The following is a 17,229-nucleotide window of genomic DNA, read 5'->3' as shown; positions in this document are numbered from 1 at the left end:
AGAATCGAACTCCACTATGAAGAAGTTGTTGTCCTGGTCCGCCGTGCTGTGTTGGCTGACCGTGCTGCTGGAGGGCTACGACCTCGTCGTTCTCGGCGCTGTCATTCCCACGCTCATCGATCAGAAGCACATCGGATTCACCGCGGCCAGTGCGACTTTCGCCGCGACCATCTCGCTGGTCGGGGTGGCGATCGGCGCGACGGCCTCGGGACCGATCGCCGATCGATACGGCCGTCGCCGGATGCTGCTCTGCTCGATCGCGGTGTTCTCGCTGTTCACCGCCGCGGTGCCGCTGGCCGGTTCGGTGACCGTCTTCGCCGCGTTCCGGCTGATCGCCGGGCTCGGCCTCGGCGCTTGCCTGCCGACCGCGCTGACCTTCATGGCCGAGCACATGCCGCCGGCGCGCCGGGCGTTCGCCAGCACGATCACCATGACCGGCTATCACACCGGCGCGGTGCTCACCGCGTTGATCGCGCTGCGCGTCATCCCGCATTGGCAGCCGCTGTTCTACGCCGGCGGTATCGCCGGACTTCTGCTGCTGCCGGTGATCTGGGCCAAGTTGCCCGAGTCCGAGGCCTACCTCGCGGCGAAGGACGCGCCGACGCGGGTGCGGCCGACCGTACTGCTGCAACCGCTGTATCTGCGTGCGACGCTGGGCGTTTGGGTCGGCTCGTTCATGGGGCTGCTGCTCGTCTACGGGTTGAACACCTGGCTGCCGAAGCTGATGCGCGACGCCGGATACAACATGTCCACCTCGCTGACGGTCCTGCTGATGCTGAACATCGGCGCGGTCATCGGCCTGCTCACGGCGGGAACCCTGGCCGATCGGCGGGGCATCAAACCCACCGTGCTCCTGTGGTTCGGCGCCGCGGCGGTGTTCCTCGCGCTGCTCAGCATCAAGATCTCCAGCACCGTCCTGCTCAACGCGCTGGTGCTGGTCACGGGCATCTTCGTCTTCTCCGCCCAGGTACTCATCTACGCCTACGTCACCCAGGCCTACCCGGCCGAAATCCGCGCAACGGCCATGGGTTTCGCCGCCGGCGTGGGACGGCTCGGCGCGATCTTCGGTCCGACCATCACCGGCTGGCTCATCGTCGTCGGCTCCGCGAACCCCTGGGGCTTCTATCTTTTCGCCGCCGTCGCGGGGATCGGCCTGCTCGCCATGGCCGCGGTTCCGCGTACCACCGTCGACGGTCTCGTGCCCGCCGAGTCCCCGCTGGCCGAACGCGAGGTACGCCCGGCATGACGACCCTCCGCACCCAGGTGGCGATCGTCGGCGCGGGCCCGGCCGGTCTGCTGTTGTCACACCTGCTGCACCGCACGGGCATCGAGAGCATCGTCATCGACAACCGGGGGTACGAGCAGATCGCCGGAACCATCCGGGCGGGGATTCTGGAGGCGGGTTCGGTTCGGCTGCTGGTGGATTCGGGCGTCTCCGATCGCGTGCTCACCGCGGGCACGCGGCACGACGGCGTGGTGCTCCGCTTCCGCGGCGAGAACCACCGGATCGACTTCCGCGAACTGGTCGGCGAATCCGTCTGGCTGTACCCGCAAACCGAGGTCTTCCTGGACTTGGCGGCGCGGCGCGCGGCCGACGGGGGCGACGTCCGCTACGGCGTGACCGGCACCGTCGTCGACATCAGCGGTGCGCTTCCGGCGATGTCGTTCACCGAGCCGGACGGCGGCCGGGTGCGGGTCGAGGCCGACCTGCTGGTGGGTGCGGACGGCTCCCGATCGGTGTGCAGGCACGCCTTTCCCGCGGGCGTACGCGGCGAGTGGTTCCGTGAGTACCCGTTCGCCTGGTTCGGTTTCCTGGTCGACGCGCCACCCTCGCACGACGAATTGATCTACACCCGTTCGGAGTTCGGCTTCGCGCTGATCAGTCAGCGCACACCGGCCATGCAGCGGATGTACTTCCAGTGCGGACCCGGCGAGCGCCCGCAGGACTGGGACGACGACCGGATCTGGACCGAGATGCGAAAGCGGGTCAACGGCAACGGTTTCGAACTCGCCGAGGGCCCGATCAGCGCGAAAACAGTGCTGCCGTTCCGCTCCTTCGTCACCGCGCCGATGCGTCACGACCGGCTGCTGCTGGCCGGCGACGCCGCCCACACCGTCCCGCCGACCGGTGCGAAAGGGCTCAACCTCGCCCTCGCCGACGTGGCCGTGCTGGCCGAGTCGATCACCGATTTCTACCGCGTCGGCGACGCCGACGTGCTCGACCGCTACACCGAACGCGCCCTGGACCGTGTCTGGCGCGCCCAGCACTTCTCCTACTGGGCGACCACGATGCTGCACACGGCCGCAGGCGCGTCGCCCTTCGATCGGCAACGCCAGCAGGGCGAACTGTCGATGCTCACCGGATCACGTCACGGCGCGGCGTATTTCGCCGAGGCGTACACCGGCTGGCAGCAACCGAATTAGACCGCACGACAGCAAAGGAGTGATTGTGGCCCGGATTTCGTCCCTGGCGGACGCGGTGGCGCAGCTGGTCCATGACGGCGACATCGTCGCCCTCGAGGGTTTCACGCACCTGATCCCGGTAGCCGCCGGGCAGGAGATCATCCGGCAGCGCCGGCGCGAGCTGACCCTGGTCCGGATGACCCCGGACATCGTCTACGACCAGCTGATCGGCGCCGGGTGCGCGGCCAAGCTGGTGTTCTCCTGGGGCGGTAACCCCGGAGTCGGTTCGCTGCACCGGTTTCGGGACGCGGTCGAGCATTCCTGGCCGCGCGCACTGGAGATCGAGGAGCACAGCCACGCGGGCATGGCCAACCGGTATGTCGCGGGTGCGTCCGGTCTTCCGTTCGCGGTGCTGCGCGGTTACGTCGGCACGGATCTGCCGTCGGTCACCGCGACCATCAAGCCGATCACCTGCCCGTTCACCGGTGAGCGGTTGACCGCGGTGCCTGCGATCAACCCGGATGTCACGGTGATTCACGCGCAGCGCGCGGACCGGGCCGGCAATGTGCAGCTGTGGGGCCTGCTCGGCGTGCAGAAGGAAGCCGTGCTCGCCGCGCGTCGCAGCCTGGTCACCGTCGAGGAGGTCGTCGACGAGCTCACGCCCGTGCCCGGCGCGATCGTCCTGCCCGCCTGGGCGGTGACCGCGGTCGCCGAGGTGCCCGGCGGCGCGAGTCCTTCGTACGCGCACGGGTATTCCGAACGAGACAACGCCTATTACGCGGCCTGGGACGAGATCAGCCGGGATCGAGGACGATTCGCCGACTGGCTGCAGGAGCACGTGTTCGCCGGCGTCGCAGGGAGCGTGGCATGACCGAGGTGACTTCGGACCAGACGATGACCGTCGCGGCCGCGCGCGCGTTGCGCGGCGGCAAGCGATGCTTCGTCGGCATCGGATTGCCCTCCACCGCGGCGAATCTCGCGCGCACCACACATGCGCCGGAGCTGGTGCTGATCTACGAGTCCGGCACGCTGGGGTCCAAACCCGGCCGGCTGCCCGCCTCGATCGGCGACGGCATCCTGGCCGAGACCGCCGACGCGGTGATCAGCGTGCCGGAGGTGTTCAACTACTGGTTGCAGCCGGGACGCATCGATATCGGGTTTCTCGGTGCCGCGCAGCTGGATCGGTTCGGCAATATCAACACCACCGTCATCGGCGACTACCGCGATCCGACGGTGCGGTTGCCCGGAGCGGGCGGGGCACCGGAGATCGCCGCGTCCTGCGGTGAGGTGTTCGTCGTCGTCCGCCAATCGCGCAAATCCTTCGTCGAGCGGGTCGATTTCGTCACCTCGTTCGGGCACGGGCGCGGCGGCGGTGAGCGTGCGCGGCTCGGGCTGCGCGGTGCCGGACCGACCCAGGTGATCACCGATCTGGGCATCATGCGGCCGAATGACGACGGCGAGTTGGTGCTCACCGCGGTGCATCCGGGGGTGACCGTCGAGCAGGTGCGCGCGGCGACCGGTTGGGAGTTGAAAGTCGCGGCCGGCCTGGCGATCACCGAGCCGCCGACCGCCGCCGAACTCGCGGCGCTGCACGCCCTGCAGGCGGCATCATGACCGGCGCGTTCCTCTACGACGGTGTGCGAACACCTTTCGGCCGCTACGGCGGGGCACTCGCCGGCGTCCGCCCCGATGACCTTGCCGCCCACGTCCTTCGGGCACTCGCCGAACGCACGGGCCTGGATCCGTCGACCGTGGACGACGTCATCTTCGGCGCGGCCAACCAGGCGGGCGAGGACAACCGCAACGTCGCTCGCCTGGGGGCTCTCCTGGCGGGCTGGCCGACGTCGGTGCCCGGCACGACCGTGAACCGTTTGTGCGGCTTGAGTCTGGACGCGGTGCTGCACGCCTCCCGGTCGATCGAGACCGGCGACGCCGCACTGGTCGTCGCGGGCGGCGTGGAATCGATGAGCCGCGCACCGTGGGTGATGACCAAGCCGCCCAAAGGATTCCCGGCCGGCGACGCCACGCTGCACTCGACCACCCTCGGCTGGCGCATGGTCAACCCGGCGATGCCCGAGCAGTGGACGGTGTCGCTGGGCGAGAGCACCGAGCTGCTCGCCGACCGCTTCGGCATCGATCGCCCGGCCCAGGACGAATTCGCCACGCGCAGTCATCAACTCGCGGCGAAGGCCTGGGACAACGGGTTCTACGACGACCACGTCGTCACCGTCCCCGGCACCGACCTCACTCGGGACGAACCGATCCGACCGGACACGACGGTGGATGCCCTCGCCCGATTGCGGCCATCGTTCCGTGCGCGGGGAACGGTCACCGCGGGCAACGCCTCACCCCTGAGCGACGGCGCCGCCGCGCTGCTGCTCGGCGACGAGTCGCTGGCCGGCCGGCTCGGCCGGGCGCCACTGGCCCGGATCGCCGGGCGCGGCGCGGCGGGCGTCGATCCCGACGAGTTCGGCATCGGGCCGGTGCAGGCGGCCCGAATCGCGTTGCGACGGGCCGGAATCGGCTGGGGTGACCTCGGCGTGGTCGAACTGAACGAGGCGTTCGCCGCGCAATCCCTTGCCTGCCTTGGCGGTTGGCCCGACCTCGACCCGGAGCTGGTGAACGTCAACGGCGGCGCGCTCGCCCTCGGCCACCCGCTCGGCGCGTCCGGCGGCCGCCTGGTCAACCAGCTGGCCCGCGAGATGCGGCGCCGCGGCAGCCGATGGGGACTCGCCGCACTGTGCATCGGCGTGGGGCAAGGCCTGGCCGTCGTCTTGGAGGCAACATCATGAACGCTCGACCGTGCGCGTCGTCGCACCTGACCGGCTACCGCCGGGATCCGGCCGGAACCCATCCGCCGCTGGACTTCTCGGACTACACCTCCACGGTGCTGCGGCATCCGCGCGAATCGCTGATCCTGTTGCCGCAGCGGCTGACCGAGCTGACCGGTCCGGTGTTCGGCTCGGATCGGCCCGGCCCCGGGGACAACGACCTGACCGCGCAGCACGCGGGCGAACCGATCGGGCAGCGCATCATCGTGCACGGACGGCTGCTAGACGGCGACGGCAGGCCGATCCCGCACTCGCTGGTCGAGATCTGGCAGGCCAACGCAGGCGGTCGCTACCGGCACGACCGCGATCGCTGGAATTCCGCGCTGGACCCCAACTTCGACGGCGCCGGACGCACCTGCACCGACGCGGCCGGGCGCTACGAGTTCACCACGATCAAGCCGGGCGCCTATCCGTGGCGCAACCATCACAACGCCTGGCGGCCCGCGCACATCCACTTCTCGCTGTTCGGGCAGGCGTTCACCCAACGCCTGGTGACCCAGATGTACTTCCCGGACGACCCGCTGTTCTTTCAGGACCCCGTCTACAACTCGGTGCCAGAGCCCGCGCGTGAACGGCTGGTCAGCCGGTTCGATTACCAGCGCAGCGAGCCGGAACAGGCGCTCGCGTTCGAGTTCGACATCGTGCTGCGCGGTCACGACGCGACTCCGTTCGAGGACGAGGAGGACGACGATGACTAACGTGGGCAGCACCCCGTCGCAGACCGTCGGCCCGTATCTGCACATCGGGCTGATCGAGGCGGACGGACCGTTCGCGGTGCCGGCCGGAACGCCCGGCGCGGTATGGATCCGCGGGCGGGTGTTCGACGGCGCGGGTACCGCCATCGATGACGCGATGGTCGAGACCTGGCAGGCGGATCTCCGTGAATCGGGCAGTGGCAGAGCGGGTTTCGCGCGCAGTGATACCCGTCAGGGCGAATTCGCGCTGTACACGGTCGTTCCCGGCTCGGTGTGCGACGGTGCGGGCGGAAGACAAGCGCCGCACCTCGATATGTCCGTGTTCGCCCGCGGGCTGCTGCACCGGCTGGTCACCCGGGTCTACTTTCCCGAGCACGCTGACCGGCATTCGACCGATCCGGTGCTGGCGACGGTGCCACCGGAGCGCCGGGACACGCTGATCGCGGTGCGTGCGGGCGACGGCTACGTGTTCGACGTGCGCCTGCAGGGCGCGGGCGAGACGGTGTTCTTCGATGTCTGAGGCGGTCGAGGTCGGCTATCTCGTCGACGGGCCCGCCGATGGCCCGGCCGTGGTCCTGAGCGGTTCGCTCGGCAGCGATATGCGGATGTGGGAACCGCAGCTCGCGGCGCTCACCGCGGCCGGCTACCGGGTGGTGCGCTACGACCATCGCGGCCACGGCGGTTCACCGGTGCCAGCCGGTCCGTATTCCCTCGCCGATCTCGGTTCCGACCTGCTCGCGCTCCTCGACCGGCTGCACATCCGCCGGACCCATTTCGTCGGCCTGTCCCTCGGCGGCATGGTCGGCATGTGGGCCGGTCAGCACGCGCCGGCTCGGCTGCGCACCCTGACCCTGTGCTGCACCTCGGCCGAACTCGGCCCGCCCAGCGGCTGGGCCGACCGCGCCGCCACCGTGCGCGCGCGAGGAACCGGAGCCGTCGCGGAAGCCGTGGTCGAGCGCTGGTTCACGCCGCGGTGGCGGGCCGCCCACCCCGGATCGACCAGCGACTACCAGGACATGGTCGCCGCCACTGCGGCCGAGGGATACGCCGCGTGCTGTGCGGCGATCGAGACGATGGACATCGCCCCGCGCCTGGCCGCCGTCGACGTACCGGCATTGGTGATCGCCGGCGCGGACGACCCGGCGACCCCGCCGCCGCATGCCGAACGGATCGTCGAGGCGATCCCGCTGGCTCGTCTCGAAATCGTCGGTTCGGCAGCACATCTGGCGAACGTCGAACAACCGGAGGCGATCAACGACCTCATTCTCGGCCACCTGAAGGAGAATTCGTGAACGAGCGCGCGCGACAGGGTGCGCAGGTCCGGCGCGAGGTCCTCGGGGACGCGCACGTCGACCGCGCCGAAGCCAAGACCACCGAATTCACCCGTCCCTTCCAGGAATACATCACCGAGGCGGTCTGGGGATCGATCTGGACCCGCCCCGGCTTGGACCGGCGTACCCGCAGCTGCATCACCCTCGCGGTGCTCACCGCGCTCGGCAGGCACGACGAGATCGCGATGCACGTGCGCGCCGCGATCGGCAACGGCGTCACCGCCGCGGAGATCGCCGAAATCCTGCTGCACACCGGCGCGTACGCCGGTGTGCCCGCGGCGAACGCCGCCTTCGCCATCGGCCAGCGGGTGCTCGACGAACTCGATGGTCAGCCGGGCTAGGGCAGGGCGATGTATTTGGTTTCGAGGTACTCCTCGATCCCCTCGGTGCCCGCCTCGCGGCCGAGGCCGGATTCCTTGACGCCGCCGAAAGGCGCGGCGACGTCGGAGATCACGCCGCGGTTCACCCCGACCATGCCGGTCTCCACCGCCTCGGCGACGCGCAGGGCGCGATCGAGATCCCTGGTGTAAATGTATGCGGCGAGCCCGAATTCGGTGTCGTTGGCGGCGATGATCCCCTCCGTCTCGCCGTCGAAGCCGGTGATCGCGGCGACCGGGCCGAACACCTCCTCGCGCAGAATGCGCGCGTCGGCAGGCACTTCCGCCAAAACGGTCGGCTGGTAGAAATAGCCGTCGCCCGGGACGCTCGCCCCGCCGGTGGTGACCCGCGCACCCTTCTGCGTCGCGTCGCGCACCAGCTCGGCGACCGTGTCGCGTTGCTTCTCGCTGATCAGCGGCCCGACCTGCACCCCATCGAGGTGGCCGGGACCGATCCGCAACGCCCGCATCCGATCGGTCAGCCTGGTGGTGAACTCCGCGCGGACCGCGTTGTCCACGTGGAAGCGATTCGCCGCGGTACACGCCTCGCCGGTGTTGCGCATCTTGGCCGCCATCGCGCCGTCGACCGCGGCATCGAGATCGGCATCGGCGAAGACGACGAACGGTGCGTTGCCGCCGAGCTCCATCGAGGCCCGCAGCACGCGTGTAGCCGCTTGTGCGAGCAGGATTTTGCCGACGCCGGTGGATCCGGTGAAGGTGATCTTGCGCAGCCGGTCATCGCCGAACATCGGTCCGGTGAGCGATGCGGCGTCGGCGGTCGGCAGGATCGACAGCACGCCGGGCGGCAACCCGGCGTCGGCGAAGACCTGACCGAGCAGCAGCATGGTCAGCGGCGTCTCGGCGGCGGGCTTGACCACCATCGTGCAGCCGGCCGCGAGCGCGGGCGCGATCTTGCGGGTGCCCATGGCGAGCGGGAAGTTCCACGGCGTGATGGCCAGCGTCGGTCCGACCGGTTGCTTGGTGACGATGATGCGGCCGCTGCCCGACGGTGCGTGCGTGTAGCGGCCGTGCACCCGGACCGCCTCCTCGGCGAACCAGCGCAGGAACTCCGCGCCGTAGCTGACCTCGCCGTAGCTCTCGGCCAGCGGCTTGCCCATCTCCAGGGTCATCAGCAGGGCGAACTCGTCGCGCAGCGCGATCACCAGTTCCCAAGCGCGACGCAGGATCTCGGCGCGTTCACGGGAGGGTACCGCGGCCCACGCGGCCTGCGCTCCGGCGGCGGCGTCGAGCGCGCGGCGGCCGTCGGCGGCCGCCGCGTCGGCCACCTCGACCAGCACATCGCCGGTCGCGGGATCGAACACCGGGAACCGGCGTTCCGCCGGTATTCGCTTGCCACCGATCCACAGATCGGTGGGCACGGCGGCGAGCAGTTCGGCCACCTCAGGCATTCTCGACTCCGATCTCCGACACTGCCGACAGTGTCTTGTCCAGCCGATCGGCCAACTCCGCGATGACCTCCGGCGTGCTGTTCAGCGGCGGAGCCACCAGCACCGAGTTGGTCGCCTGGCCGATGCCCGCCGTGCACAGCACGAGCCCGTTCGCCCTGGCGGCGGCGATGATTCGCTTGTTGGTGTCCGCAGGCTGATCGGGCTGGAGGTGCAGCGCCCGCATCAGCCCGATACCCGACTGATCCGACAGCAGTGTCGGATAGCGGTCGCACAGGGTGGTCAACGCCTCGGCGAGCAACCCGCCCGTCACGACCGCATTGCTCAGCAGCCCTTCGTCTTCGAGCACGCTCAGCACCGCGTTCGCGGCGGCACAGGCGAGCGGATTCGCGGACATGGTGTGCCCCAGCGCGATCGGGCCGAGCGGTTCCGCGATCGCCGCGGTGACGGTCTCGGAGATCAAGGTGATCGCCAGACTGGTGTAGCCACCGGTGACCCCCTTGCCCGACGTCAGCATGTCGGGCGCAATGCCGGAATGGTCGCAGGCCCACCACTTCCCGGTGCGCCCGAACCCGGACATGACCTCGTCGGCGATGAGCACGATGCCGTTGTCCCGCGTCTCCCGCCGCAGCCACTGCATCGTGTCGATGTCGATCGGCGCGGCGCCCGAGGAGGCCCCGCCGAGCGGTTCGATGACGATCGCGGCGACCTTCGACGTTCCGGCGGCGAGCAGGGCTTGCGCCCACTCTTCGTGCGTGGCTCGCCGCCGTCCCGGCCTGGGCCGCACCAGAACCCGGTTCGCACCCGGACCCAGCAGCGGCTCCACCGAGGGATCACGCTTGCCTGGACTGCCGGTGACGGACAGCGCCGCCGCGGTCATTCCGTGATAGCTGGGCTCTTCGGACAGGATGACCGTGCGCTGCGGCTTGCCGCGCCGATGTTGATAGGCGAATGCCAGGCGCAGCGCGCATTCGTTGGCCTCGGACCCGGAGTTGCTGTACTCGACCGCCGCCGTCCCGGCCGGCGCGATCGACAGCAGCCGCCCGGTGAGCCGCAGCGCCGGATCGTTGCGGAACTGCGTGCGGTGCACGAAGGTCAGCTGTCCGAGCTGAGTCTCGATGGCGTGCAGCACCTTCGGATGCGAATGCCCGATATTGACGTTGAGCACGCCGGACGAGCCGTCGAGATAGTCGTTCCCCTCGGCGTCGTAGATGTAGGGACCCTGTGCCCAGGCGGCGACGGGCAGGGCGGTGCGGCTGGGTGCGGCGGCCGGAAAGGGGATCATGCTGGCTGACGGTCCTTTCGAATGAGCACGAGCAGCGCGGCCGCGACCAGGGTCGCGGCCAGGCCGAGGAAGCCGGTCAGGCCGGCGAAGGCGGCGCTGCCGACGGTGAGCGTGCCGAGCAGGGTGGTGCCGATCGCGATGCCCGCGTTCATCATCGAGTTGTTCCAGGCGACGACGGACGCACGCTGGGCCGGATCGGCCGAGGAGAGGTACGCCTGCTGGCTGGAGTAGAACGCTCCGCCGAACACACACCACAGGGTCAGCGCCGCCAACGCGATCAGCAGGTTGTCCGCGCTCAAAGCCACTGCGGCACAGGGCACGAACGCCGCCGCGGCGACGACCGACACCCACACACCGCTCACCTCGCGCCGGTGCAGGTGATCCAGGATGGTCCCGGTGCTCAGCGAGCCGATCAACGATCCCGCGCCCACGAGCAGTCCGACGAGACCGAGTGTATTGAGGCCGAAGCCGAATCGCTGCGCGAACAGCACGCCGACGAAGGTGTAGGCGCCGAGGCGGCCGGCTTGCAGGAACAGGGTCGCGATGAGCCCCAGGCTGATTCGTGGCTGCGTCCAGGGCGCCAGCAGCGCCGTGAAGCCGCGTGCCCGCCCGGTCGCCGGGATGTGGTCGAGCCGCAGGTACAGCACGGCCGACACCGCCATCATCAGCACGCCGACGGCCAGGAACGGCCACCGCCAGCTGGTCAGCGAGGCAAGACCCGCACCGAGCGGCACCCCGAGCACCTGGCCGAGCGAATAGACGCTCGCGCCGAGGGAAATCACCCGTCCACGCCGGTGCTGCGGTGTCCGCTCGGCGAGATAGGCCCAGATCGCGGGCGCCGCGATCGCCGCGCCGAGCCCGGTGATGCCGCGTCCCGCGACCAACATCGGCAGCGAACCGGCCGCCGCGCAGGCCAGGTTGCCGAGCATGAAGACCAGCGAGCCGAGCAGGATCGACCAGCGCCGCGGATACCGGTCCGCGAGGATGCCGAACGGCGGCCCCGCGACGGCGTAGACGAGCACATACGCGGTGACGATGGTGGCCGAGGCGGCCACCGACGCGTGCAACGACTGGGCGATACCCGGCAGCATCGGTGCGACCAGATACATCTCGGCGCCCATGAGGAAGAACGCGGCGTAGAGCAGGAGGTGCTGAGCCCACGGCGTCGGGGGCTCGACCTCCGCCACCGGATGCAGGCTCCGGGGTGGCTTCGGGGCCGTCTCGATACTCATACCGAGACCTTCTCCAGCGCTTCGTGATCGGCGATCGGGAGGACCGGACGGCGGGGCAGGTTCAGCCGCGACCAGACGGTGTCGATGATCTCGGCGAAGCGGTGCACGGCCGCGGGACTGTGGACCGGCGACGGATTGATCCGGAGGCGCTCGGTGCCCCGCGCGACGGACGGGAAGTTGATCGGCTGGGCGTATTGCCGGTACTCCTCGAGCAGGATATCGGCCAGTTCCTTGCATTTGTACGGATCACCTACGAGCACGGGGACGATGTGGCTTTCGGTTGACACCAAAGGGATTTCGGCATCGGTGAGCAGATCCTGGAGTAGTCGCGCCCGGTGGTGCAGCAGGATTCGCTCGTTGTCGGATTCGCGCAGGTGCCGCACGCTGGCCAGCGCGGCGGCCGCGAGGGCGGGCGGCATGGCCAGGGTGAAGATGAAGGCAGGCGCGAAGCTGCGCACCGCGTCGAGGATCGGCGCCGGGCCGGTCAGATAGCCGCCGAGCGTGCCGTACCCCTTGGCGAAAGTGCCCATCAGCAGGTCGACTTGGTCCGCGCAGCCCAGGTGGGCGGCCATGCCGGAGCCTTCGGGGCCGTACATGCCGACCGAGTGCGCCTCGTCGACGTAGACCAGCGCGCCGTGCTTCTTGGCCACGGCACACAACTCCGGCATCGGCGCGACATCGCCGTCCATCGAGTAGATCGACTCGAAGGCAACGATTTTCGGGCGATCCGGGTCGGTGGCCGAGAGCAACTCGTCGAGATGGGCCGGATCGTTGTGCCGGAAGATCTTTCGCTCGGCGCGCGAGGCGCGCATGCCGAGGATCATCGACGCGTGGTTCTGTTCGTCGGAGAAGAAGATCGCCCCCGGCAGTTCCTTGCCCAGCACGCCGAGCACGGCGTCGTTCACCGCGTAACCGGTGATGAAGGTCAGGCCCGCCTCCTTGCGATGCAGCTGTGCCACTTCACGTTCCAGCAGGATGTGGGTGTGGTTGTTGCCGGAGATATTGCGCGAGCCACCCGCCGCGACACCCGAGCGATTGACCGACCGGTGCATGGCCTCCACGACGGCGGGGAACTGGCCCATGCCGAGGTGGTCGTTGCTGCACCACACCGTGATCTCGCGCAGCCCGTCGCGGTGGTGGTGCACCGCGTGCGGGAATCGCCCGGCCAGGCGTTCGATTTCGACGAATGTCCGGTACTGACCCGACGCTCTGATGTCGTCGATTCTGCGCTCGAAGAAGGCCGTGTAGTCGAATGCCATGGGAGTCTCCGTTTTCTCGAAGGTGTTATCGATTGAGCTGCTGGTCGATGAGGTGGTCGGTGAGGGCCGGATTGGTTTCCCAACCGGTGATCGGGGGGTAGGCGTCGGAGTCGGTGATGACGTCCAGGACGGTGGTGGCCGGATCGACGATCGCCTTCGACAGTGCTTCGCGCAGTTCCACATCGGTGTGGATGGTGTGCCCGTGCGCGCCGCAGGCGGTGGCGATCTGGGCGTGATCGACGTGCCCGAGTTCGACGGCCGAGGTCGGCCTGCCGAACTGGACGATCTCGGCGTGCTTCTGGTAGCCGAGGATGGCGTTGTTCAGCACCAGCACAACGACATCCAGGTTCTCCCGGACGGCGGTCTCGATCTCGGCCCAGCAGTGCGCGAAGCCGCCGTCGCCGACCAGGCAGATCACCGGCGCGGACGGCCGGGCCGCCTTCGCGCCGAGCGCCAGCGGCAGCCCCCAGCCGAGGCCGGCCATGCCGCGCGGCAACAGGAAGCGCTGGCGATGGGTGGTGGCGCGGACGTAGTTGGCCACCCAGATCGAGGAGTAACTGGCGTCCGCGACGACGATCGCGTCGTCCGGCAGCAGGGTGCTGATCTCGTCGGCCACCCGTTCCGGGCGCAGCGGCCGCGCCGTCGAGGTGCGCACGGCCGCGGTCGTTGTCTCGAATTCGGCCCGTGACCTGGCGATCTGTGCGGTGACGGCAGGTCGGTCCGCGCTGCGCTTGCTCAGGTCGAGTTCGCGTAGTGCGGCGGCGAGGTCGTCGATGCCGGTCCGGACGTCACCGACCAGCCGCAGCGACGGGTAGTTGCGGCCGATCTCGGTCGGGTCGATGTCGAGATGGATGAACGTGGCGTCCGGCGGGAACAGGCTCCAGCCGTCGGTGCCGTTCTCGTTGGTCCGCGACCCGGCGAGCAGGACCGTGTCCACCTCACCGATCCACTCGCGCATGCCGTGCGAAACCCCGTGCGGCCCCATGTAATTGCCGATCACGCCGATGCTCAGTTCGGCGGTGTCGGTGACCACGCCCTTGCCCATCGGCGTGGTCGCTACCGGCAACGAGGCCAGGTCGCTCAGCCGGGCCAGCGCGGCGCCCGCGCCGGCGGAGACCGCGCCGCCACCGGCGACGACGAGCGGCCGCTCGGCATTGGCCAGCAGGTCCGCCGCGGCGCGGATGTTCGCCTCGGGCGGGCGGATCCGGTCAAGTGGGAACACCGCCGGGCCGAGGTTCTCGGGGGTGGGCGGTGCGGTCAGTTCGAGGACGTCCTTCGGCAGCATCAGCACCGCGGGACCGGGTCGTCCGCTGGTCGCCGCCCGGAAGGCCGCGTCGAGGTAGTCGTGCACCCGGTCGGGATCGTCGAGGCGATCGAACCACTTGGCGCAGCCGGAAAACAGACTCTGGTGATCGATCTCCTGAAACGCGTTTTTGTTGCGAATCGGGCTCGGCACGTCCTGAATGAGGGCGACCACCGGAATGGAGACCTTCGCGGCCTCGGTCAGCGGCGGCACGAGCAGCGTCGCCGCCGGGCCGTTCTGCGCAACCACGACGGAGCAATGCCCGGATACCCGGGCGAATCCGTCGGCCATGGTGCCGCCCGCGTTTTCGGTGCGATAAACGATCTGGCGAATGCCGAGATCCTCGGCCGCCAATACCAGCAGCGACGGCAGGCTCTGACCGAAGAATTCGGATATCTGCCTGGCTCGAAGATTCTCGGCTATGGCGGCGGCTACTGTCGGCATCGGGACACCTTCTCGCGGTAGCGGACGTGGACTGGATCGGTAGCTACAGTCTCGGCCTGCGAAGATCGCCAGGTCCAATACGTATTTACTTCCCGTTGATAAGAAACTCTTATCTGGCTAGGCTGACCGCGTGGACGACCTACGTCGCGTGCGTTACTTCCTGGCAGTAGCCGAGCACCGACACTTCGGTCGCGCGGCCGAGGCGCTGCACATCACCCAGCCCGCGCTGTCGCAGCAGGTCAAGGCGCTTGAGAAGGAGCTGGGCGTCGACTTGCTCGCGCGCACCGGCCGCGGCTTCGTCCTGACACCGGCGGGTCTGGCGTTGCAGGCGGGCGCTCAGCAACTGCTCTCGGCCGCCGCGGACCTGGAGCGGACGGTCCGCGCGCGGGCGTCGGGCACGGCGGGGGAGCTGAAGGTCGCTTTCACTCGATCGGGCTCCGACAGCGATATTTCCCAGCGCATAAGATCCTTCCGGAAGGAATTTCCGGACATCGATGTGTCGACGATCACCGGCTGGACATCGTGGAATCTCGATCTGCTCGAATCGGGCGAGGTCGACGTCGCATTCGTGCGCGGCAATATCGCCCATCCGCGCGTCGAAACACACCTGATCGGACTGCAGGAAGCCGCCGTGGTGGTGTCCAAAGGACACCCGCTGGCCGAAAAAGACGCCGTGGAAATCGGCGACATCGTCGACGAGCCGATCGTGCTCTGGTCCCGGCAGACCGGACCGGACTTCTACGACGAACTGGTCACCCATATCTGGGGTGCGGGCGCACCGAACCTGGTCGCCGAGGAATCCGACGCCGAACAGGTGCTCGACCTGGTATCGAGCGGCACCGGAATCAGCGTGCTGGACCGCAAACGCGCGACCCGCATCGCGCACGAGAACATCGTCGTCATTCCGTTCGGCACGAACCCGCCGCGGATCGCGATTCAGATCGCCTGGATGCGCGGCTCGGACGCGCCGGCGCTCGCGCATTTCCTCGAATGGTGGCGCCGCGCTTAACCGTTCCGGGTGCGCCGGACGATGGTCGCGCCGCGCACCGTGGTGAGGATCGTGACCACCATGATCGTCAGCAGCTGCATGATGTTCCACGCGACCGGGTCGGCCGTCGGCTCGGCCTCCGCCAAATACGCAGGCGCGGGCTGGGTTCGGACCAGCGGCAGCTGCGGCGTGACCGGCGCGGGTTCGGGTTCCGGTGGCGGCGCCTCGACCGGCGGCGCCTCGAATACCGGTGCCGCGACCGCCGGTGGAGCCAGCAGCAGCGGCAAACCGGGGAACGGCGGCAGGATGTCGCGCGGCCACAGCAGGCAGGCCAGCCCGCTGCCGGTGGCGGCGCTGCCGACCACCACGCTGCCGAGCGCGGATCCGCTGGAGCCGAGCACGCCATGCGAGCTGCCGGTCACGAGGCCGAGCAGAATCAGCGCGCCGCCGACCGCGACGCTGCCGGTGCACGCCGTCCGCACGTCGTCGGAGTCCGGATCGGGCAGTTCGGCGGAACCCTCTAGCCCGAGCCGCGGTGCGGCGGTCTCCTCGATCGGGGCCGGTGCCGGTTTGCTCGTCGGCCCGAGATCCAGTGGCGCGCCCGCACTTCCGCTGCCGATCGATCCGCCCCCGGCGGACGCGCTACCCGGGCCGAGGCTCAGCTCGTTCCCGGCGAACGCGCTCCCGGTATCGAGCTCGGCCGGAGCCGCACTGCCGGTGGCGATGTCGCCGATCGGCAGCCAGTCCGGCGGTAACGGGTCGGCGATCGCGGCGGCGGGCTGACCGGCGAGCAGCATCGCGGCGACGGGCAGCGCCGCCGCGATGACGCGTCCTCTGGTGTGTGCCATGCGCGCACATCCCTATTCGTAATCGGTTGTCGGGCAACGGGTTCGCTAGGTGATGTGCTGGAAGCGGGACAGCGCCGAGGTGAAGGCGTCCTTCGGCACGAGGTTCCCGCCGGAGAACGGCCGGTCGAGGCCGTAGATCGCGACGATCGCCGCGCCGACCACGACGCCGAGCAACGCGGTCATCAGCAGACTGCGTTTGGAGACCGCGACACCGGAGAGCACCGAGGTGAACAACAGCAGGATGGTGGTGAACCACAAAGCGGTGTAAAGGAATCCGGGCATGCCGAGGTCGACGTCCATGGACCGGTCGTGCCGCGCCTGGGCGACCGCCTCTAGCGCGCCGAGCGCGCTGGCGCGCAGGTCGGTGACATTGTCGTCGGTCGACTGGATCGCCATCACGGTGTCCCGCAACGTGTCCAGGGTGTCCTGGGTGGACTGACTCATCCGCCCCTCGTTGTCCATCTCCGGCCACTCCACGCTGACGACCTGTTCGGTGTAGTCGTGGACCAGCTTCTGGATCTGCTGATGCTCCGGCTCGGGCAGCGAGTGCGCGGTCCAGTAGACGTCGATGAGCGCCTTGGCTTCCGCGATCGTGTGATTGTGCGCGTTGTCGTATTGCTGCCAGCAGATCACCACGACGAAGGCGGCGACGGCCATGAAGAGGGTGTTGATCAGATCGACCACCAGGGTGCCCGGCGCCGCCTCCTCGTCTTGGCGCCAGGAGGGCGGCCGCAGCCGGTCGCCGACCACGAAGACGATGACCGCCACGATGCCGACGGCGACAGGCACGAGGATCTGCAGAACGAGCTCACTATCCATGGCGCGGC

17 protein-coding genes are annotated in these 17,229 nt (G+C 69.1%); 10 read left to right on the top strand and 7 right to left on the bottom strand.

Features of this window, described 5'->3' with window-relative positions:
• Positions 1-16: 16 nt before the first annotated feature.
• The 9 genes from ACFQ9K_RS10405 to pcaC are packed head-to-tail and all read left to right on the top strand — an operon-like array spanning position 17 to position 7,601.
• Positions 17-1,246 carry an MFS transporter gene (locus ACFQ9K_RS10405; protein WP_378722106.1) on the top strand — a complete coding sequence of 410 codons (1,230 nt, stop codon included), beginning with the start codon at positions 17-19 and terminating at the stop codon, positions 1,244-1,246.
• Positions 1,243-2,424 (top strand): 4-hydroxybenzoate 3-monooxygenase, encoded by a 1,182-nt coding sequence (locus ACFQ9K_RS10400; protein ID WP_378722105.1) that lies wholly within the window; start codon positions 1,243-1,245, stop codon positions 2,422-2,424. The genes ACFQ9K_RS10405 and ACFQ9K_RS10400 overlap by 4 nt, the downstream gene beginning before the upstream one ends.
• A gap of 25 nt (positions 2,425-2,449) precedes the next feature.
• A complete protein-coding gene (locus ACFQ9K_RS10395; RefSeq protein WP_378722104.1) occupies positions 2,450-3,274 on the top strand; it encodes a CoA transferase subunit A in 825 nt (274 codons plus the stop codon).
• A complete protein-coding gene (locus ACFQ9K_RS10390) occupies positions 3,271-4,017 on the top strand; it encodes a CoA-transferase subunit beta (RefSeq protein ID WP_378722103.1) in 747 nt (248 codons plus the stop codon). The genes ACFQ9K_RS10395 and ACFQ9K_RS10390 overlap by 4 nt, the downstream gene beginning before the upstream one ends.
• Positions 4,014-5,195 carry a thiolase family protein gene (locus tag ACFQ9K_RS10385; RefSeq protein ID WP_378722102.1) on the top strand — a complete coding sequence of 394 codons (1,182 nt, stop codon included), beginning with the start codon at positions 4,014-4,016 and terminating at the stop codon, positions 5,193-5,195. The genes ACFQ9K_RS10390 and ACFQ9K_RS10385 overlap by 4 nt, the downstream gene beginning before the upstream one ends.
• Complete coding sequence (gene pcaH, locus ACFQ9K_RS10380; protein WP_378722101.1) at positions 5,192-5,932, top strand: protocatechuate 3,4-dioxygenase subunit beta; 741 nt, start codon at positions 5,192-5,194, stop codon at positions 5,930-5,932. The genes ACFQ9K_RS10385 and pcaH overlap by 4 nt, the downstream gene beginning before the upstream one ends.
• A complete protein-coding gene (pcaG, locus tag ACFQ9K_RS10375; RefSeq protein ID WP_378722100.1) occupies positions 5,925-6,449 on the top strand; it encodes a protocatechuate 3,4-dioxygenase subunit alpha in 525 nt (174 codons plus the stop codon). The genes pcaH and pcaG overlap by 8 nt, the downstream gene beginning before the upstream one ends.
• Complete coding sequence (pcaD, locus tag ACFQ9K_RS10370) at positions 6,442-7,221, top strand: 3-oxoadipate enol-lactonase (protein ID WP_378722099.1); 780 nt, start codon at positions 6,442-6,444, stop codon at positions 7,219-7,221. The genes pcaG and pcaD overlap by 8 nt, the downstream gene beginning before the upstream one ends.
• Positions 7,218-7,601: a 4-carboxymuconolactone decarboxylase gene (gene pcaC, locus ACFQ9K_RS10365; protein WP_378722098.1), complete on the top strand. Its 384-nt coding sequence runs from the start codon at positions 7,218-7,220 to the stop codon at positions 7,599-7,601. Before pcaD ends, pcaC begins: the two co-directional genes overlap by 4 nt.
• On the opposite strand, the gene ACFQ9K_RS10360 is transcribed toward pcaC, so the two are convergent.
• Genes ACFQ9K_RS10360 through ACFQ9K_RS10340 form a run of 5 tightly spaced genes read right to left on the bottom strand, consistent with a single transcriptional unit; the run spans position 7,598 to position 14,566 of the window.
• Positions 7,598-9,046, bottom strand: coding sequence for an NAD-dependent succinate-semialdehyde dehydrogenase (locus tag ACFQ9K_RS10360; RefSeq protein ID WP_378983072.1), 1,449 nt, complete (start codon positions 9,044-9,046; stop codon positions 7,598-7,600). The two genes, pcaC and ACFQ9K_RS10360, sit on opposite strands and share 4 nt — an antisense overlap.
• Positions 9,039-10,328: an aspartate aminotransferase family protein gene (locus tag ACFQ9K_RS10355; RefSeq protein WP_378724464.1), complete on the bottom strand. Its 1,290-nt coding sequence runs from the start codon at positions 10,326-10,328 to the stop codon at positions 9,039-9,041. The genes ACFQ9K_RS10360 and ACFQ9K_RS10355 overlap by 8 nt, the downstream gene beginning before the upstream one ends.
• Positions 10,325-11,560, bottom strand: a complete 1,236-nt coding sequence (locus ACFQ9K_RS10350; protein WP_378724467.1) for an MFS transporter — start codon at positions 11,558-11,560, stop codon at positions 10,325-10,327. The genes ACFQ9K_RS10355 and ACFQ9K_RS10350 overlap by 4 nt, the downstream gene beginning before the upstream one ends.
• Positions 11,557-12,819: a 5-aminolevulinate synthase gene (hemA, locus tag ACFQ9K_RS10345; protein WP_378724469.1), complete on the bottom strand. Its 1,263-nt coding sequence runs from the start codon at positions 12,817-12,819 to the stop codon at positions 11,557-11,559. The genes ACFQ9K_RS10350 and hemA overlap by 4 nt, the downstream gene beginning before the upstream one ends.
• Before the next feature lie 25 nt (positions 12,820-12,844).
• Positions 12,845-14,566, bottom strand: a complete 1,722-nt coding sequence (locus ACFQ9K_RS10340) for an acetolactate synthase catalytic subunit (RefSeq protein WP_378724471.1) — start codon at positions 14,564-14,566, stop codon at positions 12,845-12,847.
• A gap of 130 nt (positions 14,567-14,696) precedes the next feature.
• Between ACFQ9K_RS10340 and ACFQ9K_RS10335 the strand changes: the two genes are divergently transcribed.
• A complete protein-coding gene (locus ACFQ9K_RS10335; RefSeq protein WP_378724473.1) occupies positions 14,697-15,575 on the top strand; it encodes a LysR family transcriptional regulator in 879 nt (292 codons plus the stop codon).
• Here ACFQ9K_RS10335 and ACFQ9K_RS10330 read toward each other — a convergent pair.
• Positions 15,572-16,402, bottom strand: coding sequence for a hypothetical protein (locus tag ACFQ9K_RS10330; RefSeq protein ID WP_378724475.1), 831 nt, complete (start codon positions 16,400-16,402; stop codon positions 15,572-15,574). The genes ACFQ9K_RS10335 and ACFQ9K_RS10330 overlap by 4 nt on opposite strands.
• Before the next feature lie 45 nt (positions 16,403-16,447).
• Positions 16,448-17,221 carry a DUF4239 domain-containing protein gene (locus ACFQ9K_RS10325; RefSeq protein ID WP_378724477.1) on the bottom strand — a complete coding sequence of 258 codons (774 nt, stop codon included), beginning with the start codon at positions 17,219-17,221 and terminating at the stop codon, positions 16,448-16,450.
• Positions 17,222-17,229: the final 8 nt, after the last annotated feature.

The organism is Nocardia sp. NPDC056564, assembly GCF_042793755.1.
GTDB lineage: Bacteria > Actinomycetota > Actinomycetes > Mycobacteriales > Mycobacteriaceae > Nocardia.
Note: the sequence above shows the minus strand (reverse complement) of the source record. Positions and strands in the feature narration are given on the sequence as shown.

Coding starts and splice junctions, on each gene's coding strand:
- ACFQ9K_RS10360 (WP_378983072.1), bottom strand. CDS start 9,046: ATGCCTGAGGTGGCCGAACTGCTCGCCGCCGTGCCCACCGATCTGTGG.
- ACFQ9K_RS10325 (WP_378724477.1), bottom strand. CDS start 17,221: ATGGATAGTGAGCTCGTTCTGCAGATCCTCGTGCCTGTCGCCGTCGGC.
- ACFQ9K_RS10355 (WP_378724464.1), bottom strand. CDS start 10,328: ATGATCCCCTTTCCGGCCGCCGCACCCAGCCGCACCGCCCTGCCCGTC.
- pcaH (WP_378722101.1), top strand. CDS start 5,192: ATGAACGCTCGACCGTGCGCGTCGTCGCACCTGACCGGCTACCGCCGG.
- ACFQ9K_RS10340 (WP_378724471.1), bottom strand. CDS start 14,566: ATGCCGACAGTAGCCGCCGCCATAGCCGAGAATCTTCGAGCCAGGCAG.
- ACFQ9K_RS10385 (WP_378722102.1), top strand. CDS start 4,014: ATGACCGGCGCGTTCCTCTACGACGGTGTGCGAACACCTTTCGGCCGC.
- ACFQ9K_RS10390 (WP_378722103.1), top strand. CDS start 3,271: ATGACCGAGGTGACTTCGGACCAGACGATGACCGTCGCGGCCGCGCGC.
- pcaG (WP_378722100.1), top strand. CDS start 5,925: ATGACTAACGTGGGCAGCACCCCGTCGCAGACCGTCGGCCCGTATCTG.
- ACFQ9K_RS10350 (WP_378724467.1), bottom strand. CDS start 11,560: ATGAGTATCGAGACGGCCCCGAAGCCACCCCGGAGCCTGCATCCGGTG.
- ACFQ9K_RS10330 (WP_378724475.1), bottom strand. CDS start 16,402: ATGGCACACACCAGAGGACGCGTCATCGCGGCGGCGCTGCCCGTCGCC.
- pcaD (WP_378722099.1), top strand. CDS start 6,442: ATGTCTGAGGCGGTCGAGGTCGGCTATCTCGTCGACGGGCCCGCCGAT.
- ACFQ9K_RS10400 (WP_378722105.1), top strand. CDS start 1,243: ATGACGACCCTCCGCACCCAGGTGGCGATCGTCGGCGCGGGCCCGGCC.
- ACFQ9K_RS10405 (WP_378722106.1), top strand. CDS start 17: ATGAAGAAGTTGTTGTCCTGGTCCGCCGTGCTGTGTTGGCTGACCGTG.
- hemA (WP_378724469.1), bottom strand. CDS start 12,819: ATGGCATTCGACTACACGGCCTTCTTCGAGCGCAGAATCGACGACATC.